This is a genomic window from Photorhabdus sp. RM96S, assembly GCF_042879335.1.
GTDB lineage: Bacteria > Pseudomonadota > Gammaproteobacteria > Enterobacterales > Enterobacteriaceae > Photorhabdus > Photorhabdus kayaii.
In genome coordinates this window covers 25,027-44,821 of sequence record NZ_JBHFKT010000007.1, presented here as the reverse complement: position 1 = coordinate 44,821, position 19,795 = coordinate 25,027, and the positions used below count along the sequence as shown (strand labels likewise).

General features: G+C 40.8%; 23 protein-coding genes and 1 pseudogene. 11 read left to right on the top strand and 13 right to left on the bottom strand.

Annotation, left to right across the window (positions count from 1 at the left end; translation table 11 throughout):
- The first annotated feature begins 20 nt into the window (after nucleotides 1-20).
- On the top strand, nucleotides 21-605 hold the full coding sequence (locus ACGF49_RS06115; protein ID WP_113041765.1) for a UbiX family flavin prenyltransferase: 585 nt from the start codon (nucleotides 21-23) through the stop codon (nucleotides 603-605).
- Here ACGF49_RS06115 and ACGF49_RS06110 read toward each other — a convergent pair.
- From ACGF49_RS06110 to ACGF49_RS06095, 4 genes are all read right to left on the bottom strand, one after another.
- Entirely contained in the window at nucleotides 586-1,500 is a 915-nt protein-coding gene (locus ACGF49_RS06110; RefSeq protein WP_113041766.1) for a TIGR01777 family oxidoreductase, read from the bottom strand. The two genes, ACGF49_RS06115 and ACGF49_RS06110, sit on opposite strands and share 20 nt — an antisense overlap.
- A gap of 154 nt (nucleotides 1,501-1,654) precedes the next feature.
- Nucleotides 1,655-2,275: a GSH-dependent disulfide bond oxidoreductase gene (yfcG, locus tag ACGF49_RS06105; protein WP_113041767.1), complete on the bottom strand. Its 621-nt coding sequence runs from the start codon at nucleotides 2,273-2,275 to the stop codon at nucleotides 1,655-1,657.
- Nucleotides 2,276-2,480: 205 nt separating this feature from the next.
- Nucleotides 2,481-4,010: a hypothetical protein gene (locus ACGF49_RS06100; protein WP_387490124.1), complete on the bottom strand. Its 1,530-nt coding sequence runs from the start codon at nucleotides 4,008-4,010 to the stop codon at nucleotides 2,481-2,483.
- A 68-nt stretch (nucleotides 4,011-4,078) separates the two neighbouring features.
- Nucleotides 4,079-4,489, bottom strand: a complete 411-nt coding sequence (locus ACGF49_RS06095; RefSeq protein WP_112894730.1) for a type III secretion system chaperone — start codon at nucleotides 4,487-4,489, stop codon at nucleotides 4,079-4,081.
- Nucleotides 4,490-5,222: 733 nt separating this feature from the next.
- Between ACGF49_RS06095 and ACGF49_RS06090 the strand changes: the two genes are divergently transcribed.
- On the top strand, nucleotides 5,223-7,100 hold the full coding sequence (locus ACGF49_RS06090) for a lipase family protein (RefSeq protein WP_387490120.1): 1,878 nt from the start codon (nucleotides 5,223-5,225) through the stop codon (nucleotides 7,098-7,100).
- A gap of 63 nt (nucleotides 7,101-7,163) precedes the next feature.
- Here ACGF49_RS06090 and ACGF49_RS06085 read toward each other — a convergent pair whose 3' ends face one another.
- The gene (locus tag ACGF49_RS06085; RefSeq protein WP_271859159.1) at nucleotides 7,164-7,400 is read right to left on the bottom strand and encodes a hypothetical protein; all 237 of its coding nucleotides are present in this window, start codon (nucleotides 7,398-7,400) and stop codon (nucleotides 7,164-7,166) included.
- A gap of 181 nt (nucleotides 7,401-7,581) precedes the next feature.
- Between ACGF49_RS06085 and yfcD the strand changes: the two genes are divergently transcribed.
- Nucleotides 7,582-8,157: an NUDIX hydrolase YfcD gene (gene yfcD, locus ACGF49_RS06080; RefSeq protein WP_113041771.1), complete on the top strand. Its 576-nt coding sequence runs from the start codon at nucleotides 7,582-7,584 to the stop codon at nucleotides 8,155-8,157.
- Nucleotides 8,158-8,299: 142 nt separating this feature from the next.
- Here yfcD and ACGF49_RS06075 read toward each other — a convergent pair.
- Nucleotides 8,300-8,644: pseudogene (locus ACGF49_RS06075) on the bottom strand (helix-turn-helix domain-containing protein); the annotation flags it as partial.
- Between ACGF49_RS06075 and ACGF49_RS06070 the strand changes: the two are divergent.
- From ACGF49_RS06070 to ACGF49_RS06050, 5 genes are all read left to right on the top strand, one after another.
- Nucleotides 8,589-8,750 carry a hypothetical protein gene (locus tag ACGF49_RS06070; RefSeq protein WP_158536523.1) on the top strand — a complete coding sequence of 54 codons (162 nt, stop codon included), beginning with the start codon at nucleotides 8,589-8,591 and terminating at the stop codon, nucleotides 8,748-8,750. The pseudogene ACGF49_RS06075 and the gene ACGF49_RS06070 overlap by 56 nt on opposite strands.
- A 631-nt stretch (nucleotides 8,751-9,381) precedes the next feature.
- Nucleotides 9,382-10,161 (top strand): DUF4225 domain-containing protein, encoded by a 780-nt coding sequence (locus ACGF49_RS06065; RefSeq protein ID WP_228902991.1) that lies wholly within the window; start codon nucleotides 9,382-9,384, stop codon nucleotides 10,159-10,161.
- Nucleotides 10,154-10,513 carry a hypothetical protein gene (locus ACGF49_RS06060; RefSeq protein WP_113041773.1) on the top strand — a complete coding sequence of 120 codons (360 nt, stop codon included), beginning with the start codon at nucleotides 10,154-10,156 and terminating at the stop codon, nucleotides 10,511-10,513. Before ACGF49_RS06065 ends, ACGF49_RS06060 begins: the two co-directional genes overlap by 8 nt.
- Entirely contained in the window at nucleotides 10,506-10,865 is a 360-nt protein-coding gene (locus ACGF49_RS06055) for a hypothetical protein (RefSeq protein ID WP_113041774.1), read from the top strand. Before ACGF49_RS06060 ends, ACGF49_RS06055 begins: the two co-directional genes overlap by 8 nt.
- A gap of 141 nt (nucleotides 10,866-11,006) precedes the next feature.
- Nucleotides 11,007-11,240 carry a hypothetical protein gene (locus ACGF49_RS06050; protein ID WP_387490113.1) on the top strand — a complete coding sequence of 78 codons (234 nt, stop codon included), beginning with the start codon at nucleotides 11,007-11,009 and terminating at the stop codon, nucleotides 11,238-11,240.
- Nucleotides 11,241-11,438: 198 nt separating this feature from the next.
- Here the strand turns inward: ACGF49_RS06050 and ACGF49_RS06045 are convergent, their stop codons facing one another.
- Nucleotides 11,439-11,918 (bottom strand): Hcp family type VI secretion system effector, encoded by a 480-nt coding sequence (locus ACGF49_RS06045; RefSeq protein ID WP_113041776.1) that lies wholly within the window; start codon nucleotides 11,916-11,918, stop codon nucleotides 11,439-11,441.
- A 686-nt stretch (nucleotides 11,919-12,604) separates the two neighbouring features.
- On the opposite strand from ACGF49_RS06045, the gene ACGF49_RS06040 reads away from it, so the two are divergent.
- From ACGF49_RS06040 to ACGF49_RS06030, 3 genes are read left to right on the top strand one after another with little or no spacing between them, the layout of a single operon-like run.
- On the top strand, nucleotides 12,605-12,919 hold the full coding sequence (locus ACGF49_RS06040; RefSeq protein WP_113041777.1) for an antitoxin of toxin-antitoxin stability system: 315 nt from the start codon (nucleotides 12,605-12,607) through the stop codon (nucleotides 12,917-12,919).
- Nucleotides 12,910-13,089 carry a hypothetical protein gene (locus tag ACGF49_RS06035; RefSeq protein WP_113041778.1) on the top strand — a complete coding sequence of 60 codons (180 nt, stop codon included), beginning with the start codon at nucleotides 12,910-12,912 and terminating at the stop codon, nucleotides 13,087-13,089. The genes ACGF49_RS06040 and ACGF49_RS06035 overlap by 10 nt, the downstream gene beginning before the upstream one ends.
- A 2-nt stretch (nucleotides 13,090-13,091) precedes the next feature.
- Nucleotides 13,092-13,496: a type II toxin-antitoxin system YafO family toxin gene (locus tag ACGF49_RS06030; RefSeq protein WP_113041779.1), complete on the top strand. Its 405-nt coding sequence runs from the start codon at nucleotides 13,092-13,094 to the stop codon at nucleotides 13,494-13,496.
- A gap of 317 nt (nucleotides 13,497-13,813) precedes the next feature.
- Here the strand turns inward: ACGF49_RS06030 and lsrG are convergent, their stop codons facing one another.
- The 6 genes from lsrG to lsrA all read right to left on the bottom strand — a co-directional run bounded on the left by lsrG (nucleotide 13,814) and on the right by lsrA (nucleotide 19,683).
- Entirely contained in the window at nucleotides 13,814-14,113 is a 300-nt protein-coding gene (lsrG, locus tag ACGF49_RS06025) for a (4S)-4-hydroxy-5-phosphonooxypentane-2,3-dione isomerase (RefSeq protein WP_113041780.1), read from the bottom strand.
- A gap of 12 nt (nucleotides 14,114-14,125) precedes the next feature.
- Complete coding sequence (gene lsrF, locus ACGF49_RS06020) at nucleotides 14,126-15,001, bottom strand: 3-hydroxy-5-phosphonooxypentane-2,4-dione thiolase (RefSeq protein ID WP_113041781.1); 876 nt, start codon at nucleotides 14,999-15,001, stop codon at nucleotides 14,126-14,128.
- Between the two features lie 68 nt (nucleotides 15,002-15,069).
- On the bottom strand, nucleotides 15,070-16,089 hold the full coding sequence (gene lsrB, locus ACGF49_RS06015) for an autoinducer 2 ABC transporter substrate-binding protein LsrB (protein WP_113041790.1): 1,020 nt from the start codon (nucleotides 16,087-16,089) through the stop codon (nucleotides 15,070-15,072).
- 62 nt (nucleotides 16,090-16,151) lie between these two features.
- Nucleotides 16,152-17,153: an autoinducer 2 ABC transporter permease LsrD gene (gene lsrD, locus ACGF49_RS06010; RefSeq protein WP_113041782.1), complete on the bottom strand. Its 1,002-nt coding sequence runs from the start codon at nucleotides 17,151-17,153 to the stop codon at nucleotides 16,152-16,154.
- On the bottom strand, nucleotides 17,153-18,154 hold the full coding sequence (gene lsrC / locus ACGF49_RS06005; protein WP_113041783.1) for an autoinducer 2 ABC transporter permease LsrC: 1,002 nt from the start codon (nucleotides 18,152-18,154) through the stop codon (nucleotides 17,153-17,155). The genes lsrD and lsrC overlap by 1 nt, the downstream gene beginning before the upstream one ends.
- Entirely contained in the window at nucleotides 18,148-19,683 is a 1,536-nt protein-coding gene (gene lsrA, locus ACGF49_RS06000; RefSeq protein WP_113041784.1) for an autoinducer 2 ABC transporter ATP-binding protein LsrA, read from the bottom strand. Before lsrA ends, lsrC begins: the two co-directional genes overlap by 7 nt.
- Nucleotides 19,684-19,795 lie beyond the last annotated feature (112 nt).

The window sequence follows — 19,795 nt, the reverse complement described above, 5'->3', positions numbered from 1 at the left end:
AGTGTTTGTATGAGGAAAGAATGAAAAGATTGATAGTAGGGCTTACAGGAGCAAGTGGGGCCATTTATGGTATAAGGCTACTGCAAGTTTTACAACCAGTTGAAGGGGTAGAAACACATCTGGTTATCAGTCATTCTGCTCGCCAGACACTGGCGCTTGAAACAGATTATAGTTTACGGGATGTGCAGGCGCTGGCTGATGTTGTGTATGACAACAGAGATATCGCTGCTGCTATCTCTTCAGGTTCATTCAAAACTTCGGGCATGGTAATTCTACCATGCTCAATGAAAACCCTTTCAGGTATTGTCCACAGTTATACTGATGGATTAGTAACCAGAGCGGCAGATGTTGTATTGAAAGAAAGTCGTAAGTTAGTGCTTGGGGTGAGGGAAACGCCGTTGCATTTGGGGCATCTCAGGCTGATGACTCAAGCGGCAGAAATTGGTGCGGTGATTATGCCGCCTGTGCCTGCATTTTATCATCAGCCTCAACAGATTCAGGATATTATTGACCAGACGGTTAACCGAGTGCTTGATCAGTTTGATATCGAGCTACCTCATGATCTATTTACCCGTTGGCAAGGGGCTAAAAGCGTTGAGATTTAGCATCTAGTAAGTCTTGAAATGCCTCTTTTAGCTGAAAATAGCGGAAGCTAAAACCCGCTTGTTCCAAGTTATGCGGTATTGCCTGTTGTCCGCCCAGTACCAGTGCCGCAGCTTCTCCCATCAGTAATTTCAGCACAAAAGCAGGTGTTCGGATAATAGTAGGACGGTGTAATACTTCTCCCAGTGTTGCGGCAAATTGATCATTATGTACTGGATAAGGGGCGGTCATATTAAAAGGACCACTCAAACCAGGTGTCATTAACAGGTAATAGATACCATTCACCATATCGTCAATATGAATCCAGGGCAGATACTGTTTTCCGCTCCCCATCGGGCCACCAAGCCCAAGACGGAACAAGGGAAGCATTTTTTTCAGTGCGCCGCCGTTTTTTGCCAGTACAACACCAGTACGTAAAAGACAAACACGGGTTTTATCACTGGCTGCCTGTAATGCAAGTTGTTCCCACTGCTTACAGAGCTGATGAGTAAATTCATCATGAGGTGGCTCATGCTCTGTGACAATTGTTTGATTCTGATCCCCGTAATAGCCTACCGCAGAGCCGGAAATAAAGACTTCTGGTGGTGTCTGGCTGGCATTAATGAGCTTGCTGAGTTGCTCTGTTAATGTCCAGCGACTCTGGCACAGCTCCTCTTTTTGCGTTGAAGTCCATAGTTTGTTTGCTATGGGCTCGCCAGCAAGATTGATTACGGCATCAAAATCGTTGAGATCGGTTTTATCTTTCAGGCTGGTCCAGCATTCAGCTTGATTGCTGAATAGAGAATAAACTTTTTGAGGTGAGCGGCTTAGAATAGTAATGGAATGGGATAGGGAAAGAAGTTGGCAAACCAGACGGTTACCAATCAAACCTGTCCCTCCAGTGATTAAAATACGCATAACCACTCCTATAACCTAAATTGTTGATATAAAAAATGTTGTTGATATAAGAACTATAGCATATAGCAGAGATATAAGGGTTGGTGGTTAAAGATATAGCTATCTGTCAGCCTGATCAAGTTTTGCGGGGAAATAGTTACCCCGCAGACAGATATTAAGCTTTGCTATAGGCAATTTGAGTGGCGGGGCGATGACTGATAGTGTCAAACCATTTTTTCACTGCCGGATAATCATTCAGGTCAATATTCTGACGTTCATAAGCACGAACCCACGGATAAGTTGAGATATCAGCAATACTGTATTCCTGACCGCCCAGATAGGGTGTTTTTTCCAATTGGGTATTCAGGACTTGATACAAGCGTTTTGTCTCTTCCTGATAACGATTAATCGCGTAAGGGACTTTTTCCGGCGCGAAATGACTAAAATGGTGATTTTGTCCTAGCATCGGGCCAAAGCCACCGATCTGCCAAAACAGCCATTGCAGGCATTGAACACGCTCACGCATATCTTTGCTGAGTAACTTGCCCGTTTTTTCTGCCAGATAAGTAAGAATGGCGCCAGATTCAAAAATAGCGATAGGTTTACCACCATCGATTGGTTGCTGATCAACAATAGCGGGAATCTTATTATTGGGCGAAATGGCAAGAAATTCAGGTTTGAATTGATCTCCTGCGCTAATATCAATTCGGTGAATATTATAGGGAAGGCCAGCTTCTTCCAGGAAGAGTGTGATTTTATGGCCGTTTGGCGTTGGAGCATAATACAGATCGATCATGGAACCTCCAGTGGAACGTGTAATTGTATGACACATTATCATTAATTTGTGTAGTGTGTAAGATACGCGGATACTCTTCCTGGCCTAAGAGCGACGTTGATTTATTAACGCAATAGAGCTTGAGTAATGATCTTCCTGAGCAGTACGACAGGAAGATCTATTGATAAAAGAAATTGATTAGCTTTTCTTCTGGAGAAAAGCGTACTTATCTAGAGCTTGTTTTTATACTGCCATTCGCGTTAACTGTTGCTCGACTTCCGCCGTACAGATCTTTTTTGAAAGTAGAGTAATCTGTGTGGACATCATCGCGGCCTTCTAATTGTGCCAATATTTCCTGGCTGGATATGCTAAATCCTTTGGCATGTATAGGAGAGGAGAAAGGTTCGGTATAGAGATTCAATCCCCACTGAGGCGCTAAACCGTGGTTAGCCGCGCCTAAATTAACTTCAATCATAGAATGATGATTATCATCAACCAGATAACCTGTTGCCAGCCATCGAGTGAGTTCTTTCATTTCCCGCTCCCCACGTTGAATTGATTGCTCTGGTGATTCCCCGTGAGTAGGCGCACCTAAAGCAAGATCATTTTTCAGGCCCGCACTCAACAACCTGGCCGCAGTAATAAAACGGTCCGTAGTACCGGAAGGTGCAGCGACAGTTGGCAAATTGTGTAAAGCTGCATCCTTGGAAAATCCTGTATTTTCTTTCACATTCCAGACAGAAAAGCCATTGCCACGTTGTACGATAATGTTTTCCTTAGCTAATTCTTGATGTGCTTTGATAGGTTCTGACTGACTAAATTGATAGTCAGTTCTATCCAGCCGGTTGCGAGGATTTAAACTGGCAAATGCCAACTCTCGGTTGGTCAAACGATTATCGGCCTCAAGTGAAGCGGCGGTTGACCAGACGCTATCCTTATCAGGAGCCGGTGCTCTGAAATCATTTTGGACTTTTGTAAGACTATTGCCAGCCAGAGCCGGGTTACTGATAACTTCTTGCCCATTTGCCTGTTTAGTCACCTGATATAATTCGGGATTTTCAGAGGCATTAAATTTATTTTCATTTTTAAAAGTGTAAAGCGCTAATTGGTCCGGTAAGGGTTTTTCCGTAGTGGAACCGCGGGCGGGTGCAAAGTTTTTACTTTCCAAGTAACCAATATCAATTATATCCTTGAATTCTGATTTCAATTCGGGTGATGAATAAACTTTCTCCAGAGTATCGCGGAAATAAGCTGAGTTGGTGAGATCATAATAAGCAGTGGCTTTTTCCCTCAATGTTAGCGGTTCTGTATCAGCCCTATCAGATCTGACGCCATTCTGCCGTGCTTCGTTAATAATTCGAGTAAATCCACCTGCGCCAAGCTGACCGACAATACTAAAACCGGGTTTATCACCAGTATAAGCATTAAGCATTTTAGTGATTGCGGTTAATTCATTACCCTCTGCTCGAACGAAAAGTTTCACCAGGTTGGATAAGAGAGAATCAACCGTTTTGTGGGCAGCGGTGCTTTCGCTGGCTAAACGAGAAATATTAGCTTCAATTTGTTTATTGGCCACGACGGATTTTTCATTCCATCCTGTAATAACCGAGGTTGGTGCTGTAAGTGGATTATCAATGGTATTATTTAATAATGGCTCGCAGCAATGGCAAGTTTTATCTGTTGCAGCTGGTTGATGTAATTCAGTTTGATGAATATCAATTCTGGTATTAGCTCTTTGTATTGAAAAATCTGGCATACTTTTTCTCCATTATTTTATTGTGTTTTCTTCTATGAAGCTTTTTAATTCACGATCTTAAAAACATCTCAAACTAAAATATCGTGGGCTGAAGCGGAGGTGGCAAGCTTAGTTTCAGGAAAAGGGAGTTCAGCTCTTATTCTTTGAAGATTTCCTAGAATATTAGCCAAATCAGTCGCATCGATTCGCTCTATATCTTGAAGTAAACAGAGACGAATAGTTTGAGTTGGCTGATGTAATGCGAGCCATGCTCCTCCAAGTATATTTATATTACTATTTAATGAGAGCCAAAATTCCGCATCATGATTAACAAACGAAGCTACTGTATGATGAAAAGTCAGCATTGATCCTGTTGAATCTACTTCTAACCACCAAGGGCCATAATCACCAATGTTTAATTGCACTGCGCCGGTAGAGAGATTCAACATAATATTGGTTTGGGCGGCAAAATCTGCGCATAATTTTTCTAACCTGGACATAAATAAATCTCATCAAAAAAATTAATAGTAAAATATTGTCCAAATTATGAGATTGAAGCATAGGATCGTCTATCAAAAATAGACAAAAATATTGTAAAAATTAATCAGGCAATGGATTCTGTTGTGTTAATGAGGTGCTCCCTTGCCGTCGTGATGCATCTTGAAATCCATAGGGTATTTTTATGAAGAACTAAGCTAAATCTAACGAGATAAGGCGGCATGATAAATCTCAATACCCGATTTGGCTATGATTTCCTCTGGTTCTCGTAGACTGAGAGGATAGTCAGGTGCTAGCGAGCAGCCGGGATAAATTTATGGTTTTTATTTTTTGTGGATCTAGTTTTTGTGAAATTAAATAAATCAATGACCTGCATTGTTATTTTGTTGCCATTTTTTACCTTATGTTTTTCATAATTATATTCGTTTTGCATTTGTTGAATTTTATTACAATTACAGACTTGAGTGAATGAATTTTCTCTCCCACTATTATTAGTGTATCGACCTGATAATAACTGCCTATCTCAATAGGGCTATTTTATTTGCCCTTCTTTGCCATAAAGAGCGAACTTGGGCAGTGCTCAAAATCCTCACGTACTACGTGTACGCTCCGGTTTTTCCGCGCTGTCCGTGTTCACTGTTCATTGATAAGAATGGCCTGCAACAATTACGCCTATTGAGATAGGCTCTTAGTGTCTAATTAATATTCCAGAATAAAAAAAGGGAGATAATAATTATGAGCGAATTATGCCCACGTGAAATTATTGATAGCCAAAAAATGACAGAAAATTGGGTGGAGTTTCAATTAGTTGATGAACAAGGTAATCCATTAGTGAATATGCCTTATCGTCTGATAAGTAGCGGGAGGTTGCGAGATGAACGCAAAGGTGTGACTAATAATCAAGGATTGTTTAGGGAAGAAAACTTATCACCTGATGCGGTAACGTTATATATCAGTGCTCAACCATTAGCTGATGAAATGGAGCAGCGTCCATTACGGGAAAAACGCGGTATTAGGGCATCAATTGTCCGACCAAAAGCAGAAACGGAAGGTCATCAATACCGTTATGTGACGATTGGACAGATAAGTGATGGTTTGCCTGTAATTGATAAATGGATAGAAGATAAACCGCCACGTTATCATTTCCCAGATTCGGTACCGAAAGGTTTTCGGGTTCTCTCAACAAACTGCCGGTATGTTTTGGAAGTATGTCCGTTTCGCGCATGGGTACTATTGTTACATCATCAGAAAGATTATTCCCTGGTGAATGCTTATAATTTGGCATTAATGGGATTGCTGTCATATTTTGATGATAATGTTGATATAGCAGGTTCTATTACTCATTTTTTTAACCGACAAATGCTGGATATATCTCAATTACCGAGTAAGGTGGAAAAAATATCGCGTACTCCTATTGTTTATGATGTGCCATTTAGTGAACGTTATACTGATGTTGTATTTATTGATTCAAAAGCGGGTGAAAGTGGGATAGGAGATACGGAGTTATTTTATGTCGCTAATCAACAGGAAATTATTGTTAGCTGGCGGGGAACGGCGAGTGTTGATGACGCCATTACTGATATTATGTATCAACCACTGAAATTGGGTTGTGAACCAGATGGTGTATGCAGTGGTTTTATTAATAATGGTAAAGTTCATCGGGGATTTTGGGAGGCATTTAATCTTATTGGTCAGTTAAAAGCTCCCGGTTCTGATGAAAATGTGTTTGATAAAATTATTGATTTAGCTAAAAACCGAAACGTATTTGTTTGTGGACATAGTTTGGGGGGCGCTTTAGGGTTATTGCATAGTGCCCAACTGAAAAAATATCATCCTTGTTTATATAGTTATGGGATGCCGCGGACATTAACCCGTAGTGCGGTACAAGAATTGGAAGATATTACACATTACCGTCATGTGAATGAAAATGATTTGGTTCCCTCTATGCCGCCGGAAAAAGATTTGGATAACTGGCTTTATAATTATTGGGGACCATTAGGTTATCTATTTAGTACCATTGAATTATTGGGTTTGACAAAAGGTCAGGAAGTTTTCTTACATCATGGGGAAATAGTTCACTTTTATAAAGCTGATCTCATTATTGAAACTTTAAAAAAGAGTGATTCAAACGATCTTATACGACTCACAGAAATATTACCTGTCATGGCAAAATTGTATTTGATTCCGTCATTGAATCATCAAACGAAAGATAATATTAAGGTGGCATTGGAGATTCAGAAAGAATTTTTTAAACAGATAAGCGACGCTGATAAGAATAAGTGGTTTCCACGTAATGCAAACCCGACTTTGAAATATGCCTTGGGAGTACCTGATCATCGTATGCTTAAATATATTCATTACATTGGCGATCGAATTGCAGAGTTGTTTGTGCCAGACAAATATTATTTTTATCAAGATCAGAAGAAATTATTTGAAAATACAATGAATGAAAGGAGTGATATTGTTCCTGATATTCGGCAACGTAACACACTATTTTTGAATATGGATAACCAGTTAGAGCAAGCACTTATTGATACTCTACAAGATAAACAGGGTATTTTGGCCTTAACGCGTTATACCAATATTGCCACACGGATTGAGAAAGAGTTATGATGAAATAAAGGTGAATAAATTAAATATTAAGATTAGTGAATTGGCATTTATACCCTATGGATTTCAAGATGGATCGCGGCGGCAAGGGAGCGAATCCCCGGGAGCATAGATAACGATGTGACCGGGGTGAGTGAGTGCAGCCAACAAAGAGGCAACTTGAAAGATGACGGGTATATAACCAAACAATAGATCGCTAGAAAATAATGCCGCCATAATGAGGAATATTGGGCGGATGATGGTTGAGATTCTCTTTTCTAATTTGCAGGGTTGATAAGATAAAGCCATTAACCCTGTTATCATGACCCGTAAAAATCTTATCGGACTACAGTTTCGTTGCAGTTTTATTTCAAGTTTAGCGAAAAGGTTGCATGAGTTGTCCGAAACGAATAACTTCGTAGAGTCCCTATCGATTTGGTTGTTTTGATTAAAATAAACATCTTGTAGATTTGCAATTTTCTGCTAATAAAAAAGGTTTTTGAAGATGGAACAAGAGAATCAAGAGAATGTAGCGAGTGTTGAGTGGATTGATATCGTTAATGAAAATAATGAAGTCATTGCTCAGGCTACGCGTCGGCAAATGCGTGCCCAATGTTTACGACACCGTGCGACTTATATTGTCGTTCACAACGGTATGGGAAAGATTTTGGTTCAACATCGTACAGTAACTAAAGATTTTTATCCGGGAAAGTTGGACGCGACCGCAGGTGGTGTTGTGATGGCGGGTGAAAATATGCTGGATTCTGCCCGGCGCGAAGCAGAAGAAGAGTTGGGTATTGCCGGTGTGCCTTTTGCAGAACATGGTAGTTTTTATTATGAAGCAGAGGATTGCCGTATTTGTGGCGCATTATTCAGTTGCATCAGTCATGGTCCGTTTGCTTTACAGGAAGCGGAAATTGATGATGTATGCTGGTTGACACCGGAGGAGATAACCGCTCGCTGTGATGAATTTACCCCTGATTCGCTGAAAGCACTTTCTCTGTGGCTGACACGTAATAACGATTTTGATGAAATTATTGTTTATAAAAAAAATGCGAATAGTCCAAAAAGAGTTATCTAAATTAATCTGAGTAAAAATTAATGAGGTTGTACGTTCTTATTGATGAAATGTTGGAGGATGGCTGGCGGCCATCCTCTAATACGACCGCACCGTTCTTTCGAGGTTTTGGGCAAACTGTTAATAACGTGCCGTAAAATATGTGCTTAGGAATGCGCTGATACCAATTTATCCAAGCCGGTTGTTTACGGAACTGGCTTGGTGTCAGACCAAATGACTGTTTGAAGGCCCGGCTGAATGATTCCGGGTTTTGAAAACCTGCGTCCAACGCAATATCGATGATTTTTTCTAGCGGATTGAATGCCAAACGGTAGGAAGCACGCTTTAATCGCATTAATTGGATATAGCGTCCTACCGGTATACCGCAGTAATTGGCAAACTGTCGGTGAAAGTGATAACGCGAAAAATTCGCTACCTCACTCAGTTGTTCCAATGTGAGCGGCTCATCCAAATGGCGCTCAATATATACCCTATGGATTTCAAGATGCATCGCGGCGGCAAGGGAGCGAAGCCCCGGGAGCATAGATAACTATGTGACCGGGGTGAGTGAGCGCAGCCAACAAAGAGGCAACTTGAAAGATGACGGGTATAATTAAATACCTGATTGAATCGTTTGACGTAGGCGTCAGTTTTATCATTGTGCATTGTATCCTCCAATTGAGAGCACTATGCCTGAGCATAAGAGACATTGCCTGACTGATATTATTGATTTTGGCATTAAGCCGATGTGGAAAATGTTATTTCAAATGAAACTCTAATCGTGTAAGGAAGAAAATAATAGCATATAGCAGGGAATGGTTAGGTTTGAATAATAGATAGTGTTTAGAGAAAAATTAGGTTTGAATAATGGTTAGTGTTTAGGAAATAGAATATTCGGGGAAAAAAGACTGTTTGTTGTTCTATTGTTGTGATTTAATGGGTTTGGTAGAAGTAGTGAAAGATATTGTATGGCCCAGATAATTTGGGTATTCGCTATGGAAAAGTATTTCTCGATATTGGAGTGCCTTAATAGGTATTGTCAGGAATTAGGATCATGTGGGACCAAATCATAGCTATCTGATTCAGCCGTGGATGAGGACCTTTTTATATAACGGTTATCCATTGGAGTTTAGAATCAGCATTCTAAGGTTAAGGGCTTACAATGTTCTTTTGGACAGGATCATGGAATGGTTATCACATTGTTTGGGGATCGCATGAGTCAAAATTAACGAGTTATAGAGGTTTAACATGGTATTTTCATCAAGACAGAGTTGGCATTATTTAGATCTCAAAATTAAAGAATTACATGAGATATCATCCAGGCTTAATTTTAGATATCTTTCTGATGTTAGAAGCGGAAGTCGTTTCCTTTTTGAAATAAATGAACTCATCAGAACGGTTAATCATGAGATAGGTACAAATTGCTTATCTGTTGATGGTGGTATTGCAATCCTGCAAGATGAAATAGATAACCTAAAGAGACAGGAATTTGACCTGTTAATGAATGATAGCCAGATATATATGATTGTTCAAAAAGAAAAAAAAGAAGAAGAGGATGAAACAATCAATTTAACTTTGAAAGGAATTGGTTTTGTTAGCGGTGGTTCTCAAATCTTTGCTGGTCTTGGCGTGTGTGTGGCCTCTCTTGGCGCAGCTTGTGCCGGTTTTGGTGTACCTCTACTGATACAGGGAGGAAATAATGTTTATGAGAATGGGTATTACCTGTTATTAAGGAAAGAGGTTTCAGGTCCGGTAAGGGATGTTTATCGTGATGCAGCTAAAACGCTTGGTTATAGTGGAGCTGATGGTGATAGAGTTTACGGCTATGTAGATCTGGCGTTGTCTGGGTACGGAATGGCAAGATCTATTGTGAGGCTCGGAACGTTTCGTTTATTTCGGTATATAAAAACTGATTACATCAGAGGGTGGCAGGAGATGGGGAAAATACCTTTGCTTGCTGAGATTACTGGTGATCTTGTGACTAGTTTTGGTATTTATTCGATTTCTAATGGTGAAAAAAATGAATAATGACGTGACGTTATCCTATTACAATGTCTTTTTTGTAATTATTTATTACGCAATGTCTATTTTCGTGTTTATTGTACTTTTTAAGTTTAGGGGGTACGTAAAAATTTATATTCAAGCGGTTGTTTTTACTGTTATTATTTTGGTTTTTACTGTTATCCAATATAATATTTTATTAAATGGCGGTGTTCTGATATATATATTCCCACATTATTTTAGTATTTACGATTATAGATCAATCCGGTTTGGTGCTTTGTTTTTCTTTATTGTATATTGCTGTCTGATGCCTGTGAGCAAATTTTATCGTGAGGAAAGAGAAAAGCAAAGTGGAAATAATGGTGAAAAAAATGAATGATGATGTGACGTTATCCTATTACAATGTCTTTTTTGTAATTATTTATTACGCAACTTCTATTTTCATGTTTATTATACTTCTTAAGCTAAGGGGGTATTTAAAGACCCATATCCGAGAGGTGATTTTTTCTATTTTTCTTTTGATTGTTAATGCTGTTCAATATAATATTTTGGCAAATGGTGGTATTCTGATATATATATTCCCACATTATTTTAGTATTTATGATTATAGATCAATCCGGTTTGGTGCTTTGTTTTTTCTGATTGCATATTGTTTTCTAATGCCTGTGAGTAAATCTTATAGTGAGGAGGAAGAAAAGCAAAGCGGAAATAATGGTAAAAAAAATGAATGATGATGTGACGTTATCCTATTATAATGTCTTTTTTGTAATTATTTATTACGCAATTATCTATTTTCGTGCTTATTGTACTTTTTAAGTTGATGGAATATGTAAGGGGTTATATTCGAACGGTGCTTTTTACTGTTATTTTTTGTGGTTGTTAATACTGTTCAGCATAATATTGCTGTAAATGGTGGTGTACTGGTATATATATTTCCACATTATTTTAGTATTTATGATTATAGATCAATCCGGTTTGGTGCTTTGTTTTTTGCAATTGCATATTCTTGTCTTCTTACTATGGGTAAACCTTATAGTGAAGAAAAAGAAAAAGAAAAAGAAAAAGAAAAAGAAAAAGAAAAAGAAAAAGAAAAAGAAAAGAATTGATATTTATTTAATGGATTATAGAGTGAAGTTTATCTATACCTTATGGATTTCAAGATGCATCGCGACGGCAAGGGAGTGAATCCCCGGGAGCATAGATAACTATGTGACTGGGGTGAACGAGTGCAGCCAACAAAGAGGCAGCTTGAAAGATGACGGGTATAAATACCTCCCGTTTGGGAGGTGGTATCTTATTGGAAGTTAATATACCGTATCTTCCCATATACTATAACCGCCGGTCCCTGCGATAATATGGTTCCACGTTATACTTTTATATATTAACGATAGAGTTTCTTGAGGTTGCTGGTCATTATTTTCTAAAGAGTTAGGATGGAGTACACTGTATTCCAATATTTGAGCTCCGATTAGCTTTAAATTAAAATATAATTCTAATCCTCCATTTAAACTTGTCCGATAATGGTTAATAAAACAATCCATTACTTCATTATTGGAAATTGCAACACCTAACAGAGGCGTTGATTTATCAATGGGTTTTCTAATTATCACCGGTTGATGTTTAACGTTTTTCTTACGTAACATTGAGTGGCTCAAACCGTAAACTAGAATTTCATCTTGATGGTTAACTTGGCATTTATTACCAATCGAGTCAATTGATGAACAACCCGCAGAGATTAGTCCCTGATTTTTCCCTTTTATTGTCAGATAGATTAAGTCAGCCAAAATATATGTACTCCTATGTCATTGGTATGAATGATGTAGATAAGAAAGTAGTTTGGTTGTCAGACTCGTCTCTTTTTCTTCTAACTTTCGCCATGCTGCCAAGAAGGTAAAACATAAGTATGCTTGCCTGTTTGGAGAGCATTTTGAAATATCCTAAGTTAGTATCAAAGAGGAGAATGCTAATCAAGGCTCTTTCCATTCCTCAAAAATAGCGAAATTTGATTAAAAGTCAATCTTTTTGGTTGGTTTTAAAGCAATTGTTTATTGGCGATATCGGTATTATTAACACGACATTCAGTAATACAGATTTTGACTTTGAGAGATTCTGTTGGGAATTATTGTTGGTTGATTTTATTAATAGACAGGAAGAATGCAGCGTTATTCTTGGAAGATAAAGTTTGTTGTAAGCATTCTGTAAGTCAATAAATTCATTTTGCAAACGGCAATATATGGCTGCTTTATAATGATTCATCAGGACTAATAACTGCACTATAGGCGAGTGTTTAATTAATATGTATGTATATTCAGAGTAAACGGTAACTAAAAAGTGTAGGAGCGGATTGCTCGCTAGACGCTGATAGGTTGTTGTCTACAACCAACAAAATGTTGGTAGTCTCCAAATATAGCTCTATACTTAGAGCTGAATTTGGAACTATATATGGCAGTGTAAAGTGGAGGTATTCTATATGTTACAGAAGGTTATGTGTGGTTACACCATACCGATAAGCAAGTTCAAATCCAATCCTGGCGCTGCCTTGGCGGAAGCACAAGGAGATGCTATTGCTGTTTCATCAAACAATCAGATCCAGTTCTATGCTGTACCTGCACATATGTATGAAGAGATTATTAATTTTGTTGAGTTTGCTCAACGAGGGACAACTGAGTTAAAAAACATTCCAGCTAATTTTACTGGTGAAGGTTTGGATATGAATCAGATTGCTACTGAGATGGCAACGAAACTCAAACACGGCTCCACTGGAGACTACGAAGAATGGTCATAAAAAGCATACAAATTTCTTCAAAGAGGGGGCAAGGCAAGCCATTAGTGATTTGCGAGTTTGATGAACAAGGAGTACTTTCAGCTACCGGCAATTTTCATCTTAATGAAAGTGAGATGAAAAAAGTTGCAGATAAAATGGCGGAGTCGCTGATCAAGAAAAAGGGAAATTAACGGTGGTAAGAATATTTACATACAGTAATTTGAAAGATGCTTTGGGTGAACAGAAAACCAAAGCCTTGGTTGATGACTTCAAAGCCTACAAAGAAGGAAAAGGTTTGCCCATTACCTTTGGTCGGGATGTTCCCTATAAGTTCACGAATAACCGTTCTTACCTTGAGTTGCAACACTTGCATTACAGAGAAAGTGGTTTTTCACTCAAGTTGGTGCAATTTAGACGAACGAGCGGTTATGTTCTAGTTTACTGTTTTGGGTTCTTTGACCAAAATACCTATTTGTTAATTGCGATTATTAAGCACTGGAATCACAATGAACCTAATGACATAGTGGGAACTGATAGAGACATTGAGTTAATGGACGAGCTTGAAAAGATTGCCGAGCGCTTTAGGGAAAGATTTTAATTTTGTTGATCTTCAATCTTTATATGAATTTATTGTTGATTGATTTTACTGATATACCTAATGGAAGCAATGTTGTTCTTGGTTGTGAAATATTAAGAGTGATACGAGAACAAAACCCTCGGGCAGAATATTCTGTCCCGGATAATTTAGTGATTTAAACGAAGTTGTATTTTATCGTTATATTGAAGCGTTTTATACCCAATGGATTTCAAGATGGATCGCGACGGCAAGGGGGAGAATCCCCGGCAGCATAGATAACTATGTGACCGGGGTGAGTGTAGCCAACAAAGAGGCAACTTGAAAGATAACGGGTATATTTATTTTATTTCTGGCATCACACCAATAAACGATCTCTTTTTCCTTGGTTCAGACATCAGGGATTCAAGTTGTTCAACACATTTCAGATAATGAGGGGTTTGCTTGTGTGTGTTAGCCGCGTTTTCATCAACATAGGCTTCATAAATATAAAAGCGGGTTGGAATATTTTCGTCCCGTAATACATCAAAACGTAAATTGCCTGCTTCTTTAATTGATCCCAGATGATTAAGGCGAAAAATTTCAATAAATTCGTCTAATTTGTCCTGCTTAACATTAATTTCAACCAAAGTTACGTGCATCTCAATTTCTCCTTATTGTTTTTCACTTAAAAATAACTCGTAAGCTTTGCTGGCATTCTCATTCTGATGTACAACGGTTTGAACCGCTTTTAACATGGCAACCGGTGCTTCGGATTGGAAAATATTACGTCCCATATCAACACCGGCAGCCCCTTGATCAATAGCCTGGTAACACATCTCCAGAGCTTCTTTTTCTGGTAACTTTTTACCACCGGCAATCACAATAGGAACCGGACATCCGCTGGCAATACGCTCAAAGCCAGTATCGACATAATAAGTTTTAATGATTTGTGCGCCCATCTCGGCCGCAATGCGCGTCGCCAGAGAAAAATAGCGCTGATCCCGAACCATATCTTTCCCAACGCCGGTGACTGCCATTGTTGGCATACCGTAACGCATTCCCTGATCGACTAATTTGATAATGTTCTTAATTGATTGATGCTCATATTCAGAGCCGATATAGACCTGAGCAGCTACTGCACAGACATTCAGGCGTAAAGCATCTTCCATAGCAACCGCGACCGCCTCATTGGACAGCTCCGTCAGAATCGAGTTGGCGCCGGAAGCACGCAAGACCACCGGTTTGTTGGTCGCGGGTGGAACTTGGCTACGCAAAATACCACGGGTGCACATTAAGACATCGGTATGGGGAAATAGTGGAGCAATATTGATATCGATGCGTTCAAGCCCGGTTGTTGGCCCCTGAAAATAACCGTGGTCGAAAGCCAACATCACCGTTCGATTGGTTTTGGGATTAAAAATGCGTGAAAGTCGTGATTGCATTCCCCAATCCAGTGCGCCGCAACCTTTCAGTTCAAATAGGCTGTTCTTCTGTGGGATATCAATACCAAAATCTTTGCCATCTTTAATATCATCTAAATCTGCCATTTTTCTTCTCCTAACTCACTTACATTGGTCCAGCAACCCTGCATGGCAGAGATTGCTGGACAGTCGTATTAGAAATCGTATTGATTGATATTGTCTTTGGTGAAAATGACCCGTTCAGGTAGAACAACAATACCGTTTCCTTTGGCTTCATAGCGGTAACCCTGAACGCGGTTTGGTACAACTTCAACAATGCCAATATCGGGAATATCTAGTTTATCGCCGACATTTAAATCACCTTTCTTGAGTAATTCATTAGCGACATGGATTGAAATTTTGCCTTGATTAACAACATCCCATAGCCCGAATTGCTTGACGGTTCCGCGTTCAACATAAGGGCGCATGACATTGGGGGTGCTGAAACCCACAATCGCAACATCTTGTCGTTTCAGATTTTCTGCTGCCTGTGCCGCGGCTGGCAGGGCATTGGCATCCGGGGCAATAATGGCGTCCAGGTCACTCCAGGCTTTTAAAATCCCTTCTGCGGTTTGTAAGGATTTGGTTGCATCGTTATAACCAAACTGGGTGGTAACAATCTCCCAACCTGGATGCTCCGCGGCAATTTTATCTTTAGCTTCTTTGACCCATTGGTTTTGGTCAGTGACCGTTGGGCTGGAGTAGAAAAACGCGACCTTGGCTTGCTCTTTTTGCACCTGATTGGCGGCCATATCCACCAGCATTCCGCCTAGTTGGTTTGGCGTTCCTTGGTTAATATAGATAGAACGGCATTCCGGCGAAGTATCTGAATCCCAGGTCAGGATTTTTACTCCCCGTTGCATGGCTCGTTTCAACGCAGGGCACAGACCATCCGGTGAAACCGCAGAGACCACAATAGCGTTATAGCCTTGGTTCACGAAATTGTTGATAAGCTGAACTTGACCGGCAACACTGGGTTCTGTTGGTCCATCATAGGTCACATTGACCCCCAAAGCTTTCCCGGCGGCTACGGCACCTTGGCCGCCACTGGTAAAAAAGCCGACACCGACCAGTTTAGGGATGAAAGCGATTCTTTCGGCGGCGTGTACCCAAGAGGCGCAAGCCAGACTTAATAGGCTAATTAGAGCCAGTTTTTTCAGGATCAGTGTTTTCATTACTCTCTCCATATTGTTGGGTTTCAGAGGGACTGTAATGTCATAAAATTCAATCTGTAGGTTTATGAAGACAATCTCTGATTTCGCCATCGTTGTATCCAGTCACGGATTCGGTGGTGGTGCAAGCTGATGGAACGTCCTACCACGGCAATAATCAACAGGGCGCCAGCAAGGGCACTGGATACCTGACTGGGGACGCCAGCCATCTGTAACCCCTGTTGTAAATAACCAATTAATAATATAGCCAGCGCGGTGCCGATAATTGAACCTGAACCACCGTAAATATTGGCTCCGCCCAATACTACTGCGGTGATTGCTGGCATCAGAAATGATGCGCCGAGGTCAGAGCGCGCTGATCCAAAATAGGAAACTAATACAATGGCGGCGATAGCAGAAGCTATGCCGGTCAGGGTATAGAGAAGATATAGGGTTCGGGCAACAGGAATTGCCGCATAACGGGCAACTTTACTGCTTTGTCCAATCAGAAAAATATTGCGTCCACTGTGGGTACGATGCATGAACAGCCAGAAAATAAGGAGACAGAGTAGAAATAGCATCAATGGCATGGGTAGGCCAAACAAAGCCAAATTGGCAAAATCAGTCAATGCTTGTGGAAAGCCACCAATACCTTCGTAACCAGTTGCACCGGAGATGCCGGAAAGTAGCAGGGCACTGCCACCGAACAGATATAGGGTACCGAGTGTGATAACCAGTGGGTTAATGCCGGTATATAAAATGAGTGCCGCATTGATTATTCCACATATTGCACCGACCAGTAGTGTCAAAGGAATAGCGGCGGCCATTGGAATACCGGCCTGATTCATTACTCCGAGTGATATCGCGCACAGACCAATGGTTGAGCCAAATGAAATATCGATACCCCCACTGACAATAACCATAGTCAGTGGCAAGGCCACAATCCCGATACAGATAAAATCACTGGTACTCAGCAACAATATATTGATATCCAGCATGCGCGGGTTTGCTATGCCAAACAGCAGTATTTCAATAATCAGTAATGCGGCTAAGGCCAATTCCCAGCCATAACGTTGACCGATATTCATTATGTCACCTGATTACTTTTGTCATTTTTGAGGAAACGGGCATATTTTTGTTGGCGGATATTTTTTTCGATGGCACAACGAAGGCGTCCATCAAAAATCAACACCGCCAGCAGAACAAATCCGGCAATAAAATCGTTCCACCAGGCAGGGAGTTTTAGCAGTACTAATCCGCTGTTTATCTGCGTCAGGAAAAATGCGCCTAAAATAGCGCCGATCACTGTACCGGTGCCGCCAAGCAGACTGACGCCGCCTAGCACACAAGCGGCGATAGCTCTCATTTCCAGCCCACTGCCGGTCTGATTTGGGATAAAACCAATTTGGGAAGCAAAAACAATTCCGGCCAGTGCTGCCATGACACCATTCACGGAGAAGGCGATAATTTGAATGCTATCTGTACGAACGCCCAGTTGACGAGCACCTTGCAGGTTGTCTCCTGTGGCGTAAAAGCTTCGGCCAAATGGGGTTTTTGCTAGTATCCACGCCATTGCTAATATCAGGATCATTAACAGCCAACCGATAGGTGAGATATTGAGCCATAAAGGTGCGGAAAGGCGCTTTAATTCGTTTGGTAAGCCTTCGATCCATTTACCGTCAGTAAGCAATAACATCAGCCCACGGTAAAGCCCCAACGTGCCGAGGGTGGTAACGATCGCGGGAATTTTCAACCAGGTGACCAGCGCACCATTGAAGAATCCGGCACACATGCCGAGCAGAAGAGTCAACAGGCAGGAAACGGACAGGCTAAAGCCGGCATTCAGTGACATTCCCATAATGACCGCGCATAAGCCAGCAATCGAGCCGACAGAGACATCAATATTGCGAGTCAGCATGACCAGTGTTGCCCCCATTGCAAGCAAGATAAGGATCTGCGCACTGCTAAAAACGAGGGTGACAGTTTGTAAGCTAAAGTACTGGTGGTCGATAACACTGAGTAAGCCAAACAGGCAGAGAATGGCAATCAATGCGGTAATTTCGCGGTTATTCTGGATAAGTTTCAACATGATGTCGCCTGTTGTGGTTTATGTTCGCCGAAAGCGATATGCATAATGGTGTCAACATCCATCTGTTGCTTAGTTAGCTCGCCATTGATTTCTCCCTGATGCATGACTAATACCCGATCAGCGATTCGAACCACTTCATCCAGATCCGATGAAATAAAAATAATGGCCACTTGCTGTTGGGCGATATGACGAATCAGTTGGTAAATATCATTGCGTGCCGCGACATCCACACCACGTGTAGGTTCATCAATAATCAGGACGGCGGGGTGAGCTTCCAGACATTTAGCAATCAGAATTTTTTGTTGATTACCACCGGACAGCGTTTTAATTGGTTGGTTGATATGGCTGAATTTGATATTTAGGATTTGGCAATAGCGTTCAAGTACCGCTGTATCATAGGCAGGGCGTATCCAGAATGTATTGCGGTTGTGGGTTAGTGAGCAGATATTCCAGCCGAGTGATGAATCCAGAAATAATCCTGATGACTGTCGATCTTCCGGCAAATAAACCAAACCTTGGGCCAGACGTTGAGCCGTTTTTAGCCCATTAACAGTATGTTGTTTTAACTTAATTTCGCCGGATACCGCAGGGCGCAGGCCATAAAGTGTTTCAGCCAGTTCTGTACGGCCAGCACCAACAACCCCGGCCAAACCAAGAATTTCACCCGGTTTCACTGAGAATGAGATATTGCTGAAACCCTCACCGCTTAGCTTGGTGACTGTCAGTATTGGTCGATCAGGTACTGTCTGGTGCTGGTTATTGCTAAGATCCAGACCCAATTTTGGGGTGCCATTTAATGGCTGATCTTTTGCGGCCGGTGTAATAGCCTGAATAATGTCATCCGTTGTGTAATCGCGGATTTTGCCACTTAAGGCAATAGTGCCGTCACGCATGACACTGACCTGATCTGCTAGTTGGTAAATTTCAGGGATTTTGTGGGAAATAAAAATGATGCCGACACCTTGCTGTTGTAGCTCACGGAGCTGGGCAAATAAGCGTTCGGTTTCTACTGGTGTTAGGGAGGCGGTAGGTTCATCAAGGATTAAGATTTTCGAATTACGCATCAGGCCACGCATAATTTCGACCAGTTGTTGATCGGCAACATTAAGGCTGCCAGCACTGACATGTAGATCTAATTGACAGCCAAGTAATGCCAGTAGCTGTTTCATTTTAGACTTATCTACCTGATGCTTTGGCAAACGAAACAGGATGTTTTCCTGTACAGACAAATTCGGAAATAACAGTGGTTCTTGTGGTATCAGATAAATACCGAATTGGTGGGCTTTAGTGGGATTAAGATGGCTAACATGATGACCGCTAATCTTGAGCGTGCCTTTATCCGGCTGTTCGAGACCAGCAATAATCTTCATCAGTGTTGATTTGCCCGCACCATTACCCCCTAACAGAGCCTGTATCTGCCCTGGAAACAGAGTAAAATCAATATGTTTCAGTACCATTACGCCGGAAAATTGCTTACTGATGCCACTGACTTCTAATAGCGGTGGTACTGCGGTGTTGTTATGTAACATCGCGGCATCCTCTTACATGCAGGTGCGGAGGCAAACAAAATGAACATTTATCTATTTAAAAAACAATTGTTCAACATGGTAGCTGTTAAATTATGAGATTGGCAATATTTAA

Bases quoted from the DNA above. Each gene is read 5' to 3' on its own strand.
- ACGF49_RS06115 (WP_113041765.1), top strand. From the start codon at position 21: ATGAAAAGATTGATAGTAGGGCTTACAGGAGCAAGTGGGGCCATTTAT.
- ACGF49_RS06110 (WP_113041766.1), bottom strand. From the start codon at position 1,500: ATGCGTATTTTAATCACTGGAGGGACAGGTTTGATTGGTAACCGTCTG.
- yfcG (WP_113041767.1), bottom strand. From the start codon at position 2,275: ATGATCGATCTGTATTATGCTCCAACGCCAAACGGCCATAAAATCACA.
- ACGF49_RS06100 (WP_387490124.1), bottom strand. From the start codon at position 4,010: ATGCCAGATTTTTCAATACAAAGAGCTAATACCAGAATTGATATTCAT.
- ACGF49_RS06095 (WP_112894730.1), bottom strand. From the start codon at position 4,489: ATGTCCAGGTTAGAAAAATTATGCGCAGATTTTGCCGCCCAAACCAAT.
- ACGF49_RS06090 (WP_387490120.1), top strand. From the start codon at position 5,223: ATGAGCGAATTATGCCCACGTGAAATTATTGATAGCCAAAAAATGACA.
- ACGF49_RS06085 (WP_271859159.1), bottom strand. From the start codon at position 7,400: ATGATAACAGGGTTAATGGCTTTATCTTATCAACCCTGCAAATTAGAA.
- yfcD (WP_113041771.1), top strand. From the start codon at position 7,582: ATGGAACAAGAGAATCAAGAGAATGTAGCGAGTGTTGAGTGGATTGAT.
- ACGF49_RS06065 (WP_228902991.1), top strand. From the start codon at position 9,382: ATGGTATTTTCATCAAGACAGAGTTGGCATTATTTAGATCTCAAAATT.
- ACGF49_RS06060 (WP_113041773.1), top strand. From the start codon at position 10,154: ATGAATAATGACGTGACGTTATCCTATTACAATGTCTTTTTTGTAATT.
- ACGF49_RS06055 (WP_113041774.1), top strand. From the start codon at position 10,506: ATGAATGATGATGTGACGTTATCCTATTACAATGTCTTTTTTGTAATT.
- ACGF49_RS06040 (WP_113041777.1), top strand. From the start codon at position 12,605: ATGTTACAGAAGGTTATGTGTGGTTACACCATACCGATAAGCAAGTTC.
- ACGF49_RS06035 (WP_113041778.1), top strand. From the start codon at position 12,910: ATGGTCATAAAAAGCATACAAATTTCTTCAAAGAGGGGGCAAGGCAAG.
- lsrG (WP_113041780.1), bottom strand. From the start codon at position 14,113: ATGCACGTAACTTTGGTTGAAATTAATGTTAAGCAGGACAAATTAGAC.
- lsrF (WP_113041781.1), bottom strand. From the start codon at position 15,001: ATGGCAGATTTAGATGATATTAAAGATGGCAAAGATTTTGGTATTGAT.
- lsrB (WP_113041790.1), bottom strand. From the start codon at position 16,089: ATGAAAACACTGATCCTGAAAAAACTGGCTCTAATTAGCCTATTAAGT.
- lsrD (WP_113041782.1), bottom strand. From the start codon at position 17,153: ATGAATATCGGTCAACGTTATGGCTGGGAATTGGCCTTAGCCGCATTA.
- lsrC (WP_113041783.1), bottom strand. From the start codon at position 18,154: ATGTTGAAACTTATCCAGAATAACCGCGAAATTACCGCATTGATTGCC.
- lsrA (WP_113041784.1), bottom strand. From the start codon at position 19,683: ATGTTACATAACAACACCGCAGTACCACCGCTATTAGAAGTCAGTGGC.